Annotated in this window: 13 protein-coding genes; 9 read left to right on the forward strand and 4 right to left on the reverse strand. The window is 34.0% G+C overall.

The genetic code is table 11. The features are described from left to right. From ABJF08_RS03950 to ABJF08_RS03985, 8 genes are all read left to right on the forward strand, one after another. A partial coding sequence (locus ABJF08_RS03950; protein WP_348114753.1) for a T9SS type A sorting domain-containing protein occupies window positions 1–598 on the forward strand: 598 nt, incomplete at its 5' end. A gap of 177 nt (window positions 599–775) precedes the next feature. Continuing rightward, entirely contained in the window at window positions 776–1,735 is a 960-nt protein-coding gene (locus ABJF08_RS03955; RefSeq protein ID WP_348114754.1) for a DUF3078 domain-containing protein, read from the forward strand. Window positions 1,736–2,078: 343 nt separating this feature from the next. Next, the gene (locus ABJF08_RS03960; protein WP_348114755.1) at window positions 2,079–2,831 is read left to right on the forward strand and encodes a hypothetical protein; all 753 of its coding nucleotides are present in this window, start codon (window positions 2,079–2,081) and stop codon (window positions 2,829–2,831) included. 107 nt (window positions 2,832–2,938) lie between these two features. Next, the gene (locus ABJF08_RS03965) at window positions 2,939–8,053 is read left to right on the forward strand and encodes a translocation/assembly module TamB domain-containing protein (RefSeq protein WP_348114757.1); all 5,115 of its coding nucleotides are present in this window, start codon (window positions 2,939–2,941) and stop codon (window positions 8,051–8,053) included. Window positions 8,054–8,063: 10 nt separating this feature from the next. Further along, the gene (locus ABJF08_RS03970) at window positions 8,064–10,346 is read left to right on the forward strand and encodes a BamA/TamA family outer membrane protein (RefSeq protein ID WP_348114758.1); all 2,283 of its coding nucleotides are present in this window, start codon (window positions 8,064–8,066) and stop codon (window positions 10,344–10,346) included. An 81-nt stretch (window positions 10,347–10,427) separates the two neighbouring features. Next, window positions 10,428–10,931, forward strand: a complete 504-nt coding sequence (locus ABJF08_RS03975) for a DUF805 domain-containing protein (protein WP_348114759.1) — start codon at window positions 10,428–10,430, stop codon at window positions 10,929–10,931. Between the two features lie 72 nt (window positions 10,932–11,003). Then, window positions 11,004–11,690 (forward strand): endonuclease/exonuclease/phosphatase family protein, encoded by a 687-nt coding sequence (locus ABJF08_RS03980; RefSeq protein WP_348114761.1) that lies wholly within the window; start codon window positions 11,004–11,006, stop codon window positions 11,688–11,690. Beyond that, on the forward strand, window positions 11,690–12,085 hold the full coding sequence (locus ABJF08_RS03985) for an endonuclease/exonuclease/phosphatase family protein (RefSeq protein ID WP_348114762.1): 396 nt from the start codon (window positions 11,690–11,692) through the stop codon (window positions 12,083–12,085). Before ABJF08_RS03980 ends, ABJF08_RS03985 begins: the two co-directional genes overlap by 1 nt. Before the next feature lie 48 nt (window positions 12,086–12,133). Here ABJF08_RS03985 and ABJF08_RS03990 read toward each other — a convergent pair whose 3' ends face one another. Then, complete coding sequence (locus tag ABJF08_RS03990; protein WP_348114763.1) at window positions 12,134–12,910, reverse strand: DJ-1/PfpI family protein; 777 nt, start codon at window positions 12,908–12,910, stop codon at window positions 12,134–12,136. Window positions 12,911–12,965: 55 nt separating this feature from the next. Between ABJF08_RS03990 and ABJF08_RS03995 the strand changes: the two genes are divergently transcribed. Then, the gene (locus ABJF08_RS03995; protein ID WP_348114764.1) at window positions 12,966–13,175 is read left to right on the forward strand and encodes a DUF1328 domain-containing protein; all 210 of its coding nucleotides are present in this window, start codon (window positions 12,966–12,968) and stop codon (window positions 13,173–13,175) included. Here ABJF08_RS03995 and crcB read toward each other — a convergent pair whose 3' ends face one another. The 3 genes from crcB to ABJF08_RS04010 all read right to left on the reverse strand — a co-directional run bounded on the left by crcB (window position 13,176) and on the right by ABJF08_RS04010 (window position 16,370). Beyond that, window positions 13,176–13,553 carry a fluoride efflux transporter CrcB gene (crcB, locus tag ABJF08_RS04000; RefSeq protein ID WP_348114765.1) on the reverse strand — a complete coding sequence of 126 codons (378 nt, stop codon included), beginning with the start codon at window positions 13,551–13,553 and terminating at the stop codon, window positions 13,176–13,178. Then, window positions 13,554–14,576 carry an SRPBCC family protein gene (locus ABJF08_RS04005; RefSeq protein WP_348114766.1) on the reverse strand — a complete coding sequence of 341 codons (1,023 nt, stop codon included), beginning with the start codon at window positions 14,574–14,576 and terminating at the stop codon, window positions 13,554–13,556. It abuts the gene before it with no gap. A 453-nt stretch (window positions 14,577–15,029) separates the two neighbouring features. Next, window positions 15,030–16,370: a M28 family metallopeptidase gene (locus ABJF08_RS04010; RefSeq protein ID WP_348114767.1), complete on the reverse strand. Its 1,341-nt coding sequence runs from the start codon at window positions 16,368–16,370 to the stop codon at window positions 15,030–15,032. Between the last annotated feature and the right edge of the window lie 272 nt (window positions 16,371–16,642).

Consider the following 16,642-nt stretch of genomic DNA (forward strand, 5'->3'; position numbering starts at 1 on the left):
TTATATGATTCGTTTTGAGAATACAGGTACGGCAAGTGCGGTGAACATCGTCGTGAAAGATGAAATTGATTTGACTCAATTCGATATTACTACTTTGATTCCGCTAGGTGGTAGTCACGATTATTATACGAGAATCAGAGAAGGAAATGTTGTAGAATTCATCCATGAAAACATCAATCTAGATTTTAATGACGCGACTAACGATGGTTATGTATTATTCAAAATCAAAACTTTAAATACTCTTGTTGCAGGTGATACTTTTGATAATACAGCTAATATTTATTTTGATTTCAACGCTCCAATTGTAACCAATACAGAGACAGTGAGTATCATGAGTACAGCAAGCGTAGGAGAAGCTACAGATAGCAGTATTTCCATATATCCTAATCCAGCAAACAGCTTTATTACGGCGACAGCAAACAACGCCATAGAGAGCATCAGCATTACTGATATGAACGGTAGAATGATCACAGCAACACAATTTACAGGCGCAGCAAACGAGCAACGTCTAGAAATAGGTGAGTTGTCTTCTGGTATTTACTTTGTAACTATTAAAAGTGATGTAGGCCAGAAAATAGAGAAGTTACTTGTGGAGTAAATCTCTCATGAATTCCAATAAAATAAAAAGCCTTTTCTTAATAGAAGAGGCTTTTTTTCGTTCCGCTTTCGCGAAAGCCGTTACAACACAAAACTTAAAGAAAACTTAAAATTTTGATAAGGTTATAGTCTCTATTTTGGGTTTAATATATTTGTTTCAAACGCATAATTTACTAGTTTGAAGTCTTATTTTTTCTCCATCTTATTTTGTTTAATCACCAGTATAACTTTAGCGCAGGACAGTATTCCTCCTGTAAAAAAATCTAACTGGATGTCTTGGGGTAGAGTTAGTTTTATATTTAATCAGAGTGCGTTTAATGCAGACTGGCAAGGTGGTGGTGTAACAAATGTTTCAGGTAACCTAGGAATTAGTTATGACATACAGTACAAGCGTAAAAAGCTTTCATGGGATACTAAATTGATTACAGATTTCGGTCTGTCTCAAGTTAAGGATCAACGATTTATACGTAAAACTACCGACCGAATGGAGCTAAATAGTATTCTCGGTAATCAAATCAATCAAAGTTTTTGGAATTACAGTACGATTTTTAATTTTAGATCTCAGTTTATATCGGGCTACGAATTCTTTACAGAAGAGGAGACAGGTGCTGATGGTCTTACAAGAACAGTTCAGAAACGTCGTGAGACTTCAGGTAGTTTTTCACCATCGTATTATCAGTTGGGATTAGGTTTTTTATGGAAAAAGTCTAAAAATTTTAATTTCAATATAGCTCCTGCTACAACAAGGTTAATAAAAGTATCTTCAAATTTTACTGATGTAGATATTAATGACCCTGTAGCTGTTGAGGCTTATGAACCTTTTTTTGGTGTAGAAGCAAATAGAACTTCACGATGGGAAGTGGGTGCTTCTTTTAGAGGATATACAAAATTTGAAGTAGCAAAAAATATTCAAATGGAAAATGTGTTGAGTCTTTACAGTGATTACCTCGTAGATCCAGAGAATGTTGATATAGATTTTAATCTTAATTTATTTTTAAAGGTAAATAAGTACATCAGCGGTAATTTTGAATTTCAGGCTATCTATGATGATAATACTACAAAAGGATTTCAAATACGTCAGGTTATAGGATTAGGTTTTAAATACGACCTAGGAGAGCATCCTAAGAAAACCGCATAGTTAGGAAACTAATAAATCTTCTTTTGAGTGATTTTTTCTAGTGAAATTAAATTTAGATTTTGAATAAAGCTGTCCATCTAGCCGATTAAAATTCCTTCTCGTATATATATACTTCTTAAAAAAGTAGTTTACTTCTACATTGAATTCATGCGCTTGTCATATTAATGTAGTCATATGACATGGTAGCATTTCAGACATTTTTTCAGCTCCTAGGCTAGTCATAGCTTGCTATTTACCGTTAATCGATAAAATGTCATTTACTGTTCGATTTAACTAAATTTTCACATCTGTAGTGGCGTTATGGTACGTTTATGTGGCTATTATTTCCATAATGAAAAGAAAGATGAAAAATTATTTAATGGCAATGCTATGTGTTCTATCACTAGGTTTTGTAAATGCTCAAGTAGGTTTAAATGTAGAGAATCCAGACCAGTCTGCTATACTAGATATTAGTTCTGAAGATAAAGGTGTTTTATTTCCACGTATGGATTTAAAAAACCTATCAGAAGCGCAACCAGTTAATAACCCAGCTACCGGACTTGTAGTATGGAATACAGATGCGGCAAATAACGGTGCAGAAAAAGGTTTTTACTTTTGGAATAATAACTGGATGAAGTTAGGGTCCAACGAGGTAAGTGCTCCAGGCACTGTAGATACTAAAGTTTATGGACAGCTATCTATTAATAATGATTGGAACACTAACTTACAACAGTATACATTTACTAGTGTAAATTCTAACTCGTCAGGACTGGCAACGTCTAACGTGCGTGTTAATGATGGTAATAATTTTTCTCTTAGACCAGAAGTAGCAGGTTTATACAGAGTAACTTTTACTATTACGTATCGTAAGAATGCTGACAATGGAGCAAGTGAAATAGAGTTCTACTTATTTAAAAATAACAATGCCATTAATGACGCAAAGATTAAAGCGCCTTTAAACAGAACAGTGAATACAGTTTCCTTCTCAAAGTTAATGAATCTAGATGCCTATCAATATTATGGATTAGGTATTTCAAAAAGTGATATAGCACCACAAAATTTAAGTATTACTATTCTTAAGAATCAAACTAGTTTTAATATAGAAAAAATAGATTAAATCAGTTTTTTATTCTTAACACAACTTTATCGAAGATAATTCTGTTAATACGTTGGTATTTTATCAACTTGCAAGCCAGTTAGGTAACCTAATTCCTACATATCGCATTGACAGAAAAAGAAGATATTAAAGAACCTCAAAAAGGTAAGAAATACACGTGGTTGCGCAGGATCGCGCGCACTATGCTGGGTATTCTAATAGTTCTTATCCTGTTGCTATTATTTATACGCAGTCCGTGGGGACAGAGTATAATTATAGATCAAGCAGTTTCTTATGTAAAAGATAAAACTGGTACAGATGTGCAACTCGATGCTGCCTTCATAACATTTGATGGAGATATAAAAGTAGAAGGTCTCTATCTAGGCGATCTCAAAAATGATACGCTGGTTTATTCTAAAAGTCTCGAGGCAAATATTGCATTACTACCACTTATTAAGGGAACAGCTTTTGAAGTAGATGACGTAGAGTGGGATGGGCTTACAGCTCGAGTGAATAGAGAGGATTCTCTTAGCGGTTTTAATTATAAATTTCTAATGGATGCATTTGCAACTGCACCAGATACTACAACTTCTAGTGAACCCTTAGATATTAATATAGGAGCCGTTCATCTCACTAGTTTTGATATTATTTATCAGGATCAAGTTGATGAAATGGATGCTAGTGCAAATTTTGACGAGCTATTTCTAGAGATGAATACTCTAGACCTAGATAAAATGATAGTAGATATAGAGACTTTGACTCTCAAAAATGCTGTTGTTAATTATGAGAAAGATGTGGTTACCGCTTTCGCGAAAGCGGAACAAGATACCGACCTCACAAAAGATACCAACCTAGCAGAAGCCATAACCGATAATGCAGACGATTCTCCATTGCCATTACTCAAAGCAGGTAAGATAAGACTAGATAATGTGGTAATGAATTATAATTCAGAGCCAGATGGTATTGTTTTAAGTACGGACTTCGGTATTATGGAAACCTCCATACCTAAGGCAAATGTAGAGAGTAGTGATATACTGGTTTCTTATTTTAATTTAGAAAATAGTAATGTAGCAGTTCATATGAGTGATGTGTCTGCAAATACAGCAGCGCCAGTAGAATCTATCGATCCTGCTACTTTTCAATGGCCAGACATGAAAGTAGCTTTAAAAAAGTTAGATTTTAAAAACAATAACTTTCTTTACACAGTTAATGGCGCTGTACCTTCTGAAAACGAGCTCAATCCAGATGCTATTTCTTTACAAGATATTACATTAGGTCTAAGTGATTTTAATTTAGGTGATCATAAAGCAGCAGTAACTATTAATGAATTAAAACTGAAAGAAATTTCTGGTTTAAGCGTTAATGATTTAAAAGGTTCTGTTAGCATCACAGATGAGAAATTAAATGTGAACAATTTATATGCTAGTGTAAATCAAAGCTCATTATCAGGAAATTTAAATTTAGGTTATCCTAACATAGATGTTTTAATAAATAATCCAGAACGCTTAAATGTGCAGGTTAATGTACCGCAATACAATTTTAATCTAAGTGATGTTTATTCGTTTATGCCAGAATTAGCACAAAACGAGTATGTAAGCAAGCTAGCTGAAAAACCATTGAATGGTAAATTGATAACTAGTGGTAGTACTAGAAATTTAAAGCTGGACAGTTTTATAGTAAACTGGGGCAGCTCTACATCCATAAATGCAAGTGGTACGTTACAAAACGTGACAGATGTAGATCAACTGTCTTTTAATATAGACACTATTAATGCGGTAACGACCAGAGCTACCATTCTCAATTTTATAAAAGAAGAAGATCTAGGAATCACATTACCAGAAAATGCGAGACTTAAAGCAAGTGCCTCTGGTACTATTACTGATGTAAAAACAAAGGCAAATCTGACCACCAGTTATGGAGCCATCGCTTTAGATGGTTCTTTTAAAAATGATGAGATTATAGAGTTTGATGCAGGTGTAAAATTAGACACTCTTAATCTTAATAAAATGCTAGCTATGGAAGGTTTAGGAGATCTAAGCCTAGAATTAACAATCAATGGGAGCGGTAATGACATCAGCACGCTAGATGCAGTTTTAAAAGGAAAGATCCTAGAATTTGCTTACAACGATTATCCATTAAAAAACATTCCTATAGAAGGAAAGATGAAAAATGGTAATGGAGAGATAAACACTGAGTATAGAGATGATAATATCAATATATCTCTAACTGCAGACGCTACCATAGATACAGATGTTAATAAAGCAAATGCACAAATTAATGTGGTAGGTGTAGATTTAAGAGCCTTTGGTATTACTTCTCAAAATGTAAAAGCCGCTGGTAATTTAGGTGTTTCTTATGAAGGTGATGGAATTAATTATAAAGTTAATTCTACGATAGAAGATGGAATTGCTGTTTTTGATAATCAGTCGTATTTGTTAGGAAATGTAGATATTGCTGCATTTGTACAACCAGATTCTACATCGGTAGATATACATAACAAGATGTTAGATCTAGAGTTAAGGTCTAATGTAGATCCAGAAAATCTAACCGTTGCCTTAGAACGTCATATTAATAGATACCTAACTACTAGCACGGCAATGGACACGGCACAACCGGTGGTTATGAAGATTAAAGGAAATATAAGTCCAGCACCTATTTTGAGAGATGTTATATTACCAGGGTTGCAAGCGCTAGATACCATAAATATAGCTGTAGATTTTGATGAAAAAGAACGTAGATTAAATAGTGATGTAAAAGTGGCTTATTTAAAATATGCAGATAGTGAGGTAGATAGTCTAGTTATCTCGTCTGCATCAGATGCTCAAAACCTCAAGTTCCAATTAGGTTTTAAGAAAATAGGATCTGGGCCAGTCAATGTTAAACGTACTGCGATGACTGGTATAGTGGCAGGTAACAGGTTAAACCTAGATTTTACATCTTATGATGATGAGGAGAAGTTGATGCATTTTGCTAGCACGCTTTCGCGAAAGCGAGATCAAAACGGTCTAGAGAATCTCATTTTTAACCTTTCTGTAGACGATCTTATCCTGAATAAACAACCCTGGACCATACCTTCAAATAATGAAATAGCGGTAGGAGAAAGTAAGGTGTTATTTAATGATTTTAAATTAACAAATGGAGATCAAAGTATAGAATTAAGATCAGACAGGTCTAATACCACAAATGAACACGTGGCGATGTTGATCAATAATTTTAGGTTGCAAGGATTGCTTAGTTTCTTAAATTCTGATGAGAAACTAGCTACAGGAAATGTAAATGGAGAATTTGTCATAGATGATATTTATGGAGCAACAGGTTTTATAGCAGATTTACAGATAGAAGATTTTCATGCAATGGAAACACCGTTGGGAGTTTTAAAGTTAGATGCGAAATCTCTAGACGCATCTAAGTATAATATGAACATGAGTGTAAAGGGTGATGACGTAGATATAGTGTTAGATGGGGATTATGAGGCAAATGAAGTTGCTGCAAAATTAAACTTAGATTTGGATATTAATAAAGTTGCCATGAGCACACTAGCAGGTATTTCTGACGGTTTTCTCAAAGATGGTAATGGTTCTATAAATGGAACGTTTAAAGTAGCAGGAACGACCGTAGATCCTGAGTATAATGGGGTTTTAAAGTTTAATAATGCTACGGCTAGTGTTTCTATGCTAGACACTAGTTTTACGTTTAAAAATGAAGAGATTAAAATAGATAATGCTGGCGTTTACATGAATAACCTAGCAATTACAGACGCAAATGGAAATCCATTTACAATTGATGGAACGATAGGAACAGAAAATCTATTACAACCGACTCTGGACTTAAATTTAAAGGCAATTAATTTTACAGCGCTTAATAGTACTGCAAAGGATAATGACCTATATTATGGTAAGGCTACCTTTGATGCTAGTGCCAAGATAACTGGTACAACAGACGTTCCTATAATTGATCTCGATTTAACGGTAAAGAATGTCACTGATGTAACTTATGTTTTACCAGCGACAGAATTAGATCTGGTAGAGCGTGATGGTATTGTACAATTTGTCAATAAGGTAAATCCAGATGCGATTCTCACACAAACAGAAGAAGAGTCTGCAACGTTAACAGGTTTTGATATAACAGCAAATTTTAAAGTACGCAGGGAGGCAAAGGTTACTATAATTATAGATCCAGATACGGGAGATCAACTACAGGTTTCTGGAGATGCAGATTTTAAATATAGAATGACGCCTAATGGAAGAATGACACTGGCAGGAAGGTATGAGATTTCTGAAGGTTTTTACCAATTTAATCTATACGATATTGTTTCTAGACGTTTTGACCTGGCTAAAGGTGGTAGTGTAAACTGGTCTGGTGATCCTTTTGATGCAAATCTAGATGTAAGCGCTATTTATAAAGTAGAAACTAGTGCGAGTGCTATAATGGCGAGTCAGACCAGTGGTGCAGATCTAGCAACACAAGAAAAATACCAACAGAGATTGCCCTTTATAGTGTACTTAAATATAGATGGCGAGCTACTCAAACCTGAAATTAATTTTAAACTTGACTTACCAGAAGATGAACAAGGTGCTTTGGGTGGTGAAGTGTATAGCAGGTTACAACAAGTTAATACTCAAGATCAAGAATTAAATAAACAAGTATTTTCTCTTCTTGTTCTCAATAAATTTTTCCCAACTAGTGGAGCAGATGGTAGTAATGGAGGTACAGCTACGATTGCTAGAGATAATTTAAACCAGGCTTTGAGTGATCAATTAAATCAGTATGGTGGGCAATTATTAGGTAAAACAGGGATAGATTTTAATTTTGGATTAGATAGTTATACAGACTATGCCAGCGGTAGTGGTCAGGAAAGAACACAGTTAGATGTAACAGCTAGTAAGAAATTATTAGACGACCGTTTAATAGTAAGCGTAGGTAGTGAAGTAGATATTCAAGGTAGTGCACAAGATGGAGAAGAAGCTCCTGTAATAGGTAATGTAAGTCTAGAATATTTACTGACAGAAACTGGCCAGTGGAGATTAAAAGGTTTCCGTCGCAATCAGTATGATAATGTGGTAGATGGACAGCTGGTAGTAAGTGGTATTTCATTAATCTTTACTAAAGAATTTAATGAATTTAAAAACCTATTTGCAAAGACAGTTCTAACCGAAAATCAAAAAGCTAGAAAAGAAGAAGAGGAAGAATTAAAGAAGAAAGAGGACAACGAGAGTAAAACAACAGAAGAAAATAAAAACTAAATCAAAGCACTTGAATTTAAATAATTACATAAAAACCATTTTAGTTATAAGTATTGTTCTTATAGCTTCTTCATGTGCGGTAAAGAAATACGTACCAGAAGATGAATTGTTATTTACGGGCTCTTCACTTGATATAAAATTAGATTCCCTAACTGATGTTAAAAATGTAGCTGCTCTTAAATTAGAGCTAGAAGCAACACTTTCTCCACAACCTAATTCAAAGTTTCTAGGAATGCGTCCAGGATTGCATTATTACTATAAAGTGAATAAAGATAGTGCGGGATTTATAGCAAGATTTTTAAACAAGAAAATAGGAGAGAAGCCTGTTTATTTAAGCGATGTAGAAGAAGAAGCGACTAGAGATTTATTGCGCAATAGATTAGAAAACAGAGGGTTTTTCTTCAGTAATATATCATCAAAGACCTTTAAAGATGAAGATGCAAAGGAAGGTAACGTATCGTACGACGTTACGTTGCCTAATCCATACCGCATGAAAACCTATCAGGTAGATCGTGACTCTATTCCATTTTATGCTGTTTTAGAAGATCAGATAAAAAAATCTCCTATAAAAGTAGATTCTCGTTTTGATTTATCTGCTTTAAAGCTAGAAAGGGAACGTATAGATTTAAATTTAAAGGATAAAGGGTATTATAATTTCAATTCTGGTTTTTTAATATTTCAGGCAGACACTAATCAATATAAAAATAGAAAATTTGACCTGTTTTTAAAATTGAAACAAGATGTACCTACAAAGGCCATAAAACCGTATCAAATAAAATCAGTAAATGTTTTTCCTTATAACGTTACTACTAGCGACACGGTTAAGTTAGACACAGTACGTTATGCAAATAAAGACTATATCCAAGAATCAGATTTCTTTAGACCAGATCGATTAGATCCATTTATACTTTTAGAGAAAGGGGATTTGTATAATCCAGAAAAGTCTAAGGCTACTAGCAGGCGTTTAGGATCTATAGGTGCCTATAAATTTGTCAATATAGAATATACAGAAATAGAAGGAGAAGAAACAGATAGTCTCAATTACCTAGAAGCAAACATCTTTCTATCTCCTTTAAATAAAAGAGCCATCCGTGCCGAATTGCAAGCAGTAACAAAATCAAATGATTTTTCTGGACCTACATTAGGACTTACTTTTTCTAATCGTAATTTATTTAAAGGTGGAGAAACGCTTAATATAAAAGCCACTGGGACGTATGAAGTACAAGTAGCTGGTAACAGTAGTGGAGGTTTAACAAGTACAGAATTTGGCTTAGGTGCAGATTTGATTTTTCCTCGCGTGTTAGCTCCTTTTAAAGTAGATAGTGATTACTTTGAATATGCTATTCCTAAAACTAAAACCAGTCTTAATGCATCGATCTTAAATCGCAGCCAGTTGTACAGTTTGTTGACTTTTTCTGGTAGTTTTGGTTATGTCTGGCAAGCAAATAAATATGTGACGCACGAGTTAAATCCGGTGTCTATTAACTATGTGAGACCTACTAATATTTCGGAAGAATTTCAAGCTATACTAGACGATAATGCTTTCTTACAAAGTAGCTTTGATCAACAATTTATTTCTGGATTAACTTATTCATTTACTTATAACGGTATGTTGAGTCAGAGCAAAAGAGCCTTGTTCTATGTGAATAGTACGGTAGATGTTGCTGGTAATAGCATTAGTCTACTAGCACAAGAAAATGATCTAGGTAAGAAAGAATTCTTAGGATTAGAATATGCACAATATGCAAAGGCCGATGTGGATTTTAGATTCCATTATCTGTTAAATGAAGAATCTAGAATAGCTACACGATTCTTTGCTGGTTATGGATTGCCTTTTGGTAATAGCGATGTCTTACCATTTAGCAAACAGTATTTTTCTGGAGGAGCTTATAGTGTACGAGCATTCAGAACTAGATCTTTGGGACCAGGTACGTATACTGCAAATACTGCAGACGACAGTTCTTTCTTTGATCAATCTGGTAACGTGCGTCTAGAGGCAAACGTAGAGTATCGTTTTCCTATTTATAGCTATTTTAAAGGAGCTCTTTTTGTGGATGCAGGAAATGTGTGGTCTACTGCAGGAAATGGTTTAGATGGTGGCGAGTTCAGTAGTGATTTTGTGAATGAACTAGGTATAGGTGCAGGAATAGGAATGCGTGTAGATGTTCAAGGTTTTGTGATACGTTTTGATCTCGCTGCTCCATGGCACGATCCATCTCTTCCAGAAAATGAACGTTGGAATTTTGATGTAGAAAATCCTGTATTCAACTTTGCCATAGGTTATCCTTTCTAAGAATTTTTTTCAGTGTCCGCTTTCGCGAAAGCGGAATACTTAAAAGCACTATATTGCTGCTTTTTTTAAATAAATAGAACAATGGAGAGTCTCGATAACAATAATAGTGCTTACCGTCAAAGAAGAGGTAGAGAAGAGTACCATCCGGCTGCAATTAATGATGCAGGAATGTTTGAGATGATAGGCAAGTGTTTTACTAATTATGCAAACTTTACAGGAAGAGCTCGCAGGTCAGAATATTGGTATTTTAGATTGTTCAACCTCATAGTTTTGTTGTTTTTCTTTTTCATATTTATCTTATTAGGTTCTGTGAAAGAAATGCGTGTTGTTTTATTGATCATTTATATTCTTTATGCAGTCGCAACCATTATACCTAGTGTGGCAGTTACCATTAGAAGACTGCACGATACAGGTAGATCTGGATGGACTTTTCTATTAGCGTTTGTTCCTGTAGCAAGTATAATAATACTTATTTACCTAACTGAAGATAGTAAATATGATGCAAATCAATGGGGACCTAATCCTAAAGGATTAGGAGATGGAAAGTATATTGCTCCTAAAAATGAATATGATGATGGTTTTTAACTTAATAAAGTTTAAATATTTCTAAAACAGAGGTAAACGCCGTTAGTCTGATATTATATTTGTGAAAAAACTATGTGGAGAAAAGTATTTCAAGTGTTAGGACTAGTCGCAGCACTTTTAAGTTTACTACCTCTTATAGCTGCAGATTACTGGTGGATAAGAATTTTTGATTTTCCACATCTTCAACTTACCGCTTTTACCTTATTAGCGATCTTGCTTTACTTCTTTACTTTTAAGCCTAAATGGATCAACGACTATGCATACATAACGGTTTTATTGGGTTGTTTTACTTTTCAATTTTTTAAAATAGTTGATTACACACCGTTATATCCAGTAGAAGTGGAGGACAGTTCTTCTACAATTTCTGAGGATAATTACATTAGTATTTATACAGCAAATGTGTTGCAAGAAAATAAAAACACAGAAGAATTATTTAAAGAAATAGAATCTAAAGAACCAGATTTAATTGTTTTTACAGAGACTAATGATAGGTGGAGTGATGCTATAAAAAATAGAATAGGCAATTCATACCCTTTTAAAGTGGAGCAACCACAGGAGAATACTTATGGTATGCTAGTGTATTCTAGGTTAGAATTATCAGACACAAGAATTAAGTTTCAAGTAGATCCAGAAATACCTTCTATTGATGCTAAGGTCAGGATGAAGAACGGAGATTTATTTCAATTATTTGCAATTCATCCCACACCACCCATGCCGCAGCACAATCCTTTAAGTATACAGATCGTGATAAGGAGTTAATGCTTACTGCTATCGCAAGTAATAAGTCTAAAATTCCTGTGATTGTTCTAGGAGATTTTAATGATGTGGCCTGGTCGCATAGTACTCAATTGACTAAAACAGTAGGTAAATTATTAGATTTGAGAATAGGGCGTGGTTTCTATAGTACTTATCATGCACAATATCCATTGATGAGGTGGCCACTAGATCATATTCTTATCTCACCAGAATTTAGGTTGAAAAAAGCAGGTACTGGCGCAGATTTTGAAAGTGATCATTTTCCTTCTTGGGCAGTTTTAACTTACGAACCCAAACTTGCCGAAAAACAAAAGCCCAAAGAGCCAAATGACGAAGGCTGGAAAGAAGCAAAAAAGCAGTTAAAAAGTACTGATTTAAAATCTCTGTTAGATATTTGAGGTATATTTTAAAAATTTAATATAGTCTCTGTAACAGATAAGGGTGATCTATTCTGATTTTTTAGATTCAATTATTAAATGAGGATAATTATCTAAGTCGTAATCGAGAACTAGCCCACCAGCAAGGGATTGAGTGATTTTAGGTCCATAGAGTACATCACAAAGATACATGGCAGCCTCAAAAGATCTCGCACCGCCAGCACTAGTAATTACCTTATCATCATGTACAAACCAAACATTTTTTCTTATATCTAAAAGAGGGAAACGATCCTTCATTTGATCAATATCTGACGGGAAGGTAGTACTTACTTTTTGATCTAAAATACCTGCTTGTGCTAGTACAAATGCACCATCGCAATGAGATGTGATATACTCAGCATCTTCACTTACTTGTTTTACAAAGTTAATCATGGTAGCATTTTCTAGATCTGTATCCAGATGATGCTCTGCACTGGGAACCACGAGTATATCAATCTTAGGTGCGTTTTCAAATGTATAATCAGGTAATATTCTTATTCCTTCAAATGTAGTGACAGCATCCATAGTTTGTGCCACAAGAAAGACATTCATAGGTTTAATACCTTCTCGATATTTGGTGTGTTGAAATATATCAAATGGTGCAGTGAGTTCTGTATTAAAAGTACCATCCATAATTAGAAAACCTACATTGTATGCGTTTTCTGTCAGTACAGGTTTTGAAATTTCTTCTTTTGCGGCTTGCGTTTCTGTTTTACTAGAGTCATTACAAGAAGTAAGTAATATGACTAAGAATGCTGTTAAGATTAAATTGGCACTGTTAGTTAAATTATAGACAATTGATTTCATATTAACTGTAGGAATTAGACTTCTTATCGATTTTTGTGGGACCAAACTAAAACTCATGAATAAGATTATTTTTATTGTTAGTATAGTAACACTGATATCTGGAATAGTAGGTTTTTATACATCTACACCATTTACTACATTTTTAAGAATTGTATTTCTCATATCTGCAGATGTATTGATCATTATGTTACTCGCTAAATTGTTATTTGCTGGTAATAGAGCTTTGCGATCAAAAGGAAGAAATAAAAGTATACGTACTTCTTAATTAGGGTTTTAGTAAAAATGCCTCTGCAAACTTATAACTAACACCGGCCGCTATTATTCCTAAACTTATACTAAGTATCAAATACCATATCGCAGATGCGTATGAGCCGTTTTTAAGTAGTAGAAACAACTCGGCACTGAAGGTGGAAAATGTGGTAAGTCCACCACAAAAACCTACTCCTAATAATATATACCATTGATGAGATAGTTGCTCTTTGTGAAAAGCAGCTAAAAACCCACCTAGCAGTAAGCAACCTAAAATATTGACTCCTATTGTAGGAATCCATTTTAGGCTATTGTTATTTTCTATTAAAGAAAAGTAAAACCTTAAACTACTTCCTAGTCCACCACCTATAAAAACGAATAGAAATTCTTTCATTTATTCTATCGGTATATAAATTTCGGTACGATAATCTGCTGGGTTAGGAGTAAGCATAGGGTCTGTTTTATAAATTTCATAAGGAGATGCTATTGCTTTTACCAGCCCATTTTTAGATATAAACTCTTCACCTTTTTTCCATGCTTCATCTAGATTACTATACGCTCCATTAAGAGTTATTTTAACCGCTTTTCCAGGTTCTTGATAACTAGATAAGATATTGCTGTTAGTAGCTGTAATCTCTCTATTTTGAACAGGAATCGCTGCAGAGAATAAAACACTATTATTAGTAGGATCTATCTTTTCATATACCACACGTGGCATTCCGTACATATCGATATTATTGCGATTCATGTAGGACATGATATTTTGAAGCATTTGAGACTTTACAATTTGTAATTTATCTCTTTTAGAACTAGAAGACATATATAAAAAATAACCGCCTCCAGTCTCAATGATACCGTCTACATGAACTTGGTGCACGGACATTTGGTTATTCACATAGTTGTCTAGATTTTCTAAACCTGCAGTATACTTAGGTTTAATTTCATCTTCCATATTAAAGCCTAATACGGTAGTCATTACTTTATCTAAAAGACCTTGTTCACCTTTAATATTCCATGTTACTTTAGTACCATTTTCAACACGTTCTAGATCCATTTTTACATCACTATTAGAACTAGTCATACCATTATCATAAAACATATTCATAGCCACATATTTATCAGGCTCTATTCCTGTTATAGTCATTTTACCATTACCATAAGGATCTGTAAAAGAATAATTCCCATCTACACCTTTAGTTTGTGTACCCATAGTAGAGGTTATTTCTTCATCTTCTAGCCATGGATTCCAGTTATCCCATTCTTTAAAATCTGCTAGTTGCTCATATATAAGAGATGGAGGAGCAGCTATAACTCGAGATTCTGTTATATCATATTTTCCATCTTTTAAGGAAAAATAAATGGCGCCACCTATAACAGCGATTAATAAAAGTATAAAAATGTACTTGAAAGCTTTCATTTAGGGTCTAATTATATATCAAAGATACGATTATTGAAAAAGATCTTGGTTAGAAAAGATATACAAGAATAGGTCTCTCATGTCGTACGCCAAATGAGTAATCTATAATTAAATGAAAATAAGAAATATTTTAAAATAGGCGTAAATAAAAACTGCCAGATCAGATCTGGCAGTTTTAGAGAAAGTCATTATAAATGAGCTTTCTTCCCCCTAAAATTCTTTGTGTTATTTGGTTGGTTAGTCTATAACACATGAGTAAAATTAAGTCTAATTAATCCTTTAAAAAATACCCATTAAGGGGTATTTTTTGTTAAAAAAACAGAGTAAAATAGCTGTTTTGTTTAACCGTAGTTAATTGTGTGGAAAAAAGCCTTTTTTTCATATTCTTTAATTGACATGTTGTAGAGTAATTACTTACTTGAAAACAGTTTTTATTTTACATGTAGAATCTAATTATCTAAAAGTACCGCTAGGAAAACTAACCATACTCTCTATACCATCTTTTCCTATTGCAGCTATACCAAAAAAGGAGTTGTCAATAACTATTCCTTTTAAAGTAAATGCGTTTACATCACCTACATATCGAGAATTATCCCAAGTAGGACTAGTAGTATCTCTCCAGTAAATTTTATATCCTACGGCATTTTTTACTTTGTCCCATTTAAATTTCACATCAGCTTCTACTATACCACCTATTTTTACATTTTGAGGTCTGCTCGGAGCCCATGCCAGTTGAGCTAGGTTAATAGCATTTACAGCAGTTAATTTTTTAGTGTAAGGGAAGTTAACATGCTCTACGACATCTCCATATGCTATACCGTTTTCTGTTCTAATATCTTGATGCTGTTGTGTATAATTTTCATGTGCTTCCATAATGCGTATACCAGGAAAACCTAGATCTGCAAAAGGTCTGTGATGACCACCTCTTCCAAAACGGTCCAGTCTATAAACCATCATAGGCTTCATCTCTGGCATATATGTTTTTACAGATTTATGAATATAACGAGCCAGTTGTCTCGAGATACCATCTACCTCACCACCATAAAAACGTCTACCATTACGCTGGCGTTCTGTCTCAGTAGGGTCTGTAGGTTCAGAGAAAATTCTAAATTCTCTGTTGTCGATTACGCCATCTACACCTTCTATATTTCCTATCATATCGTTATTTAAAAACCCTATGACATTCCATTTTTTATTTTTAGCATATTCGGCTAGTCCTTTTCCTCCAAAAAGGCCTTGTTCCTCACCACTTAAACCTACATAAACGATACTGTTCTTAAACTTGCGTTTACTCAAAACTCGAGCAGCTTCTATAGTACCTGCCATACCACTAGCATTATCATTTGCACCTGGAGCATCTGTAGTAAAATCCATAGTGTCACTAGCACGAGAATCTATGTCACCACTCATCATCACCATATCGTTAGGGCTAGAAGTACCTCTTTGAATAGCAACCACATTTACTACCCAAGCATCTTTAGGTATGCGACTTCCCATATCTGTAGAAACAAAATCTTTTTGATAGAATACTTCTAGACAGTCACCACACTCTTTTGATATTTGATCAAATTGCGCCTTTATCCATCTTCTTGCTGCACCTATTCCTCTCGTATCAGATACCGTGTCAGAAAAAGTATTTCTTGTTCCAAAATCGGCTAGGGTACGTACATCGTTCTCGATTCTATCTGCACTTACTTCATTAATAATACTGTATAAGTCCATTTGATGGTCTGTAGGTACTTGTGCAATAGATAAATAACTACATAGTAGTAATAATATTAATAGGTTTTTCATGATAAAAAATTTAGCCCCTAAGATAAGAGCTATGATTTTATGATATTCTATGAAATTGTTAAAAGGATAATTTATGAGCACGCTTTCGCGAAAGCGGAATTTATAAACTTCTAAAACCTTAAAATAATACGTGTGCTTAATTTACCACACTGTATTATTTAGAGAAGTCAAACGCTTTTGAAAGTCTTTATAATGCCTATAAAGATTTTAATAGAAATAAATTACAGATACTGTAGATTTACAGCATAATATAATTTTAAATAAATCGATCG

The organism is Nonlabens sp. (genome assembly GCF_039941875.1).
GTDB lineage: Bacteria > Bacteroidota > Bacteroidia > Flavobacteriales > Flavobacteriaceae > Nonlabens.

Bases quoted from the DNA above. Each gene is read 5' to 3' on its own strand.
- ABJF08_RS03960 (WP_348114755.1), top strand. From the start codon at position 2,079: ATGAAAAATTATTTAATGGCAATGCTATGTGTTCTATCACTAGGTTTT.
- ABJF08_RS03975 (WP_348114759.1), top strand. From the start codon at position 10,428: ATGGAGAGTCTCGATAACAATAATAGTGCTTACCGTCAAAGAAGAGGT.
- ABJF08_RS03980 (WP_348114761.1), top strand. From the start codon at position 11,004: ATGTGGAGAAAAGTATTTCAAGTGTTAGGACTAGTCGCAGCACTTTTA.
- ABJF08_RS03985 (WP_348114762.1), top strand. From the start codon at position 11,690: ATGCTTACTGCTATCGCAAGTAATAAGTCTAAAATTCCTGTGATTGTT.
- ABJF08_RS03990 (WP_348114763.1), bottom strand. From the start codon at position 12,910: ATGAAATCAATTGTCTATAATTTAACTAACAGTGCCAATTTAATCTTA.
- ABJF08_RS03995 (WP_348114764.1), top strand. From the start codon at position 12,966: ATGAATAAGATTATTTTTATTGTTAGTATAGTAACACTGATATCTGGA.
- crcB (WP_348114765.1), bottom strand. From the start codon at position 13,553: ATGAAAGAATTTCTATTCGTTTTTATAGGTGGTGGACTAGGAAGTAGT.
- ABJF08_RS04005 (WP_348114766.1), bottom strand. From the start codon at position 14,576: ATGAAAGCTTTCAAGTACATTTTTATACTTTTATTAATCGCTGTTATA.
- ABJF08_RS04010 (WP_348114767.1), bottom strand. From the start codon at position 16,370: ATGAAAAACCTATTAATATTATTACTACTATGTAGTTATTTATCTATT.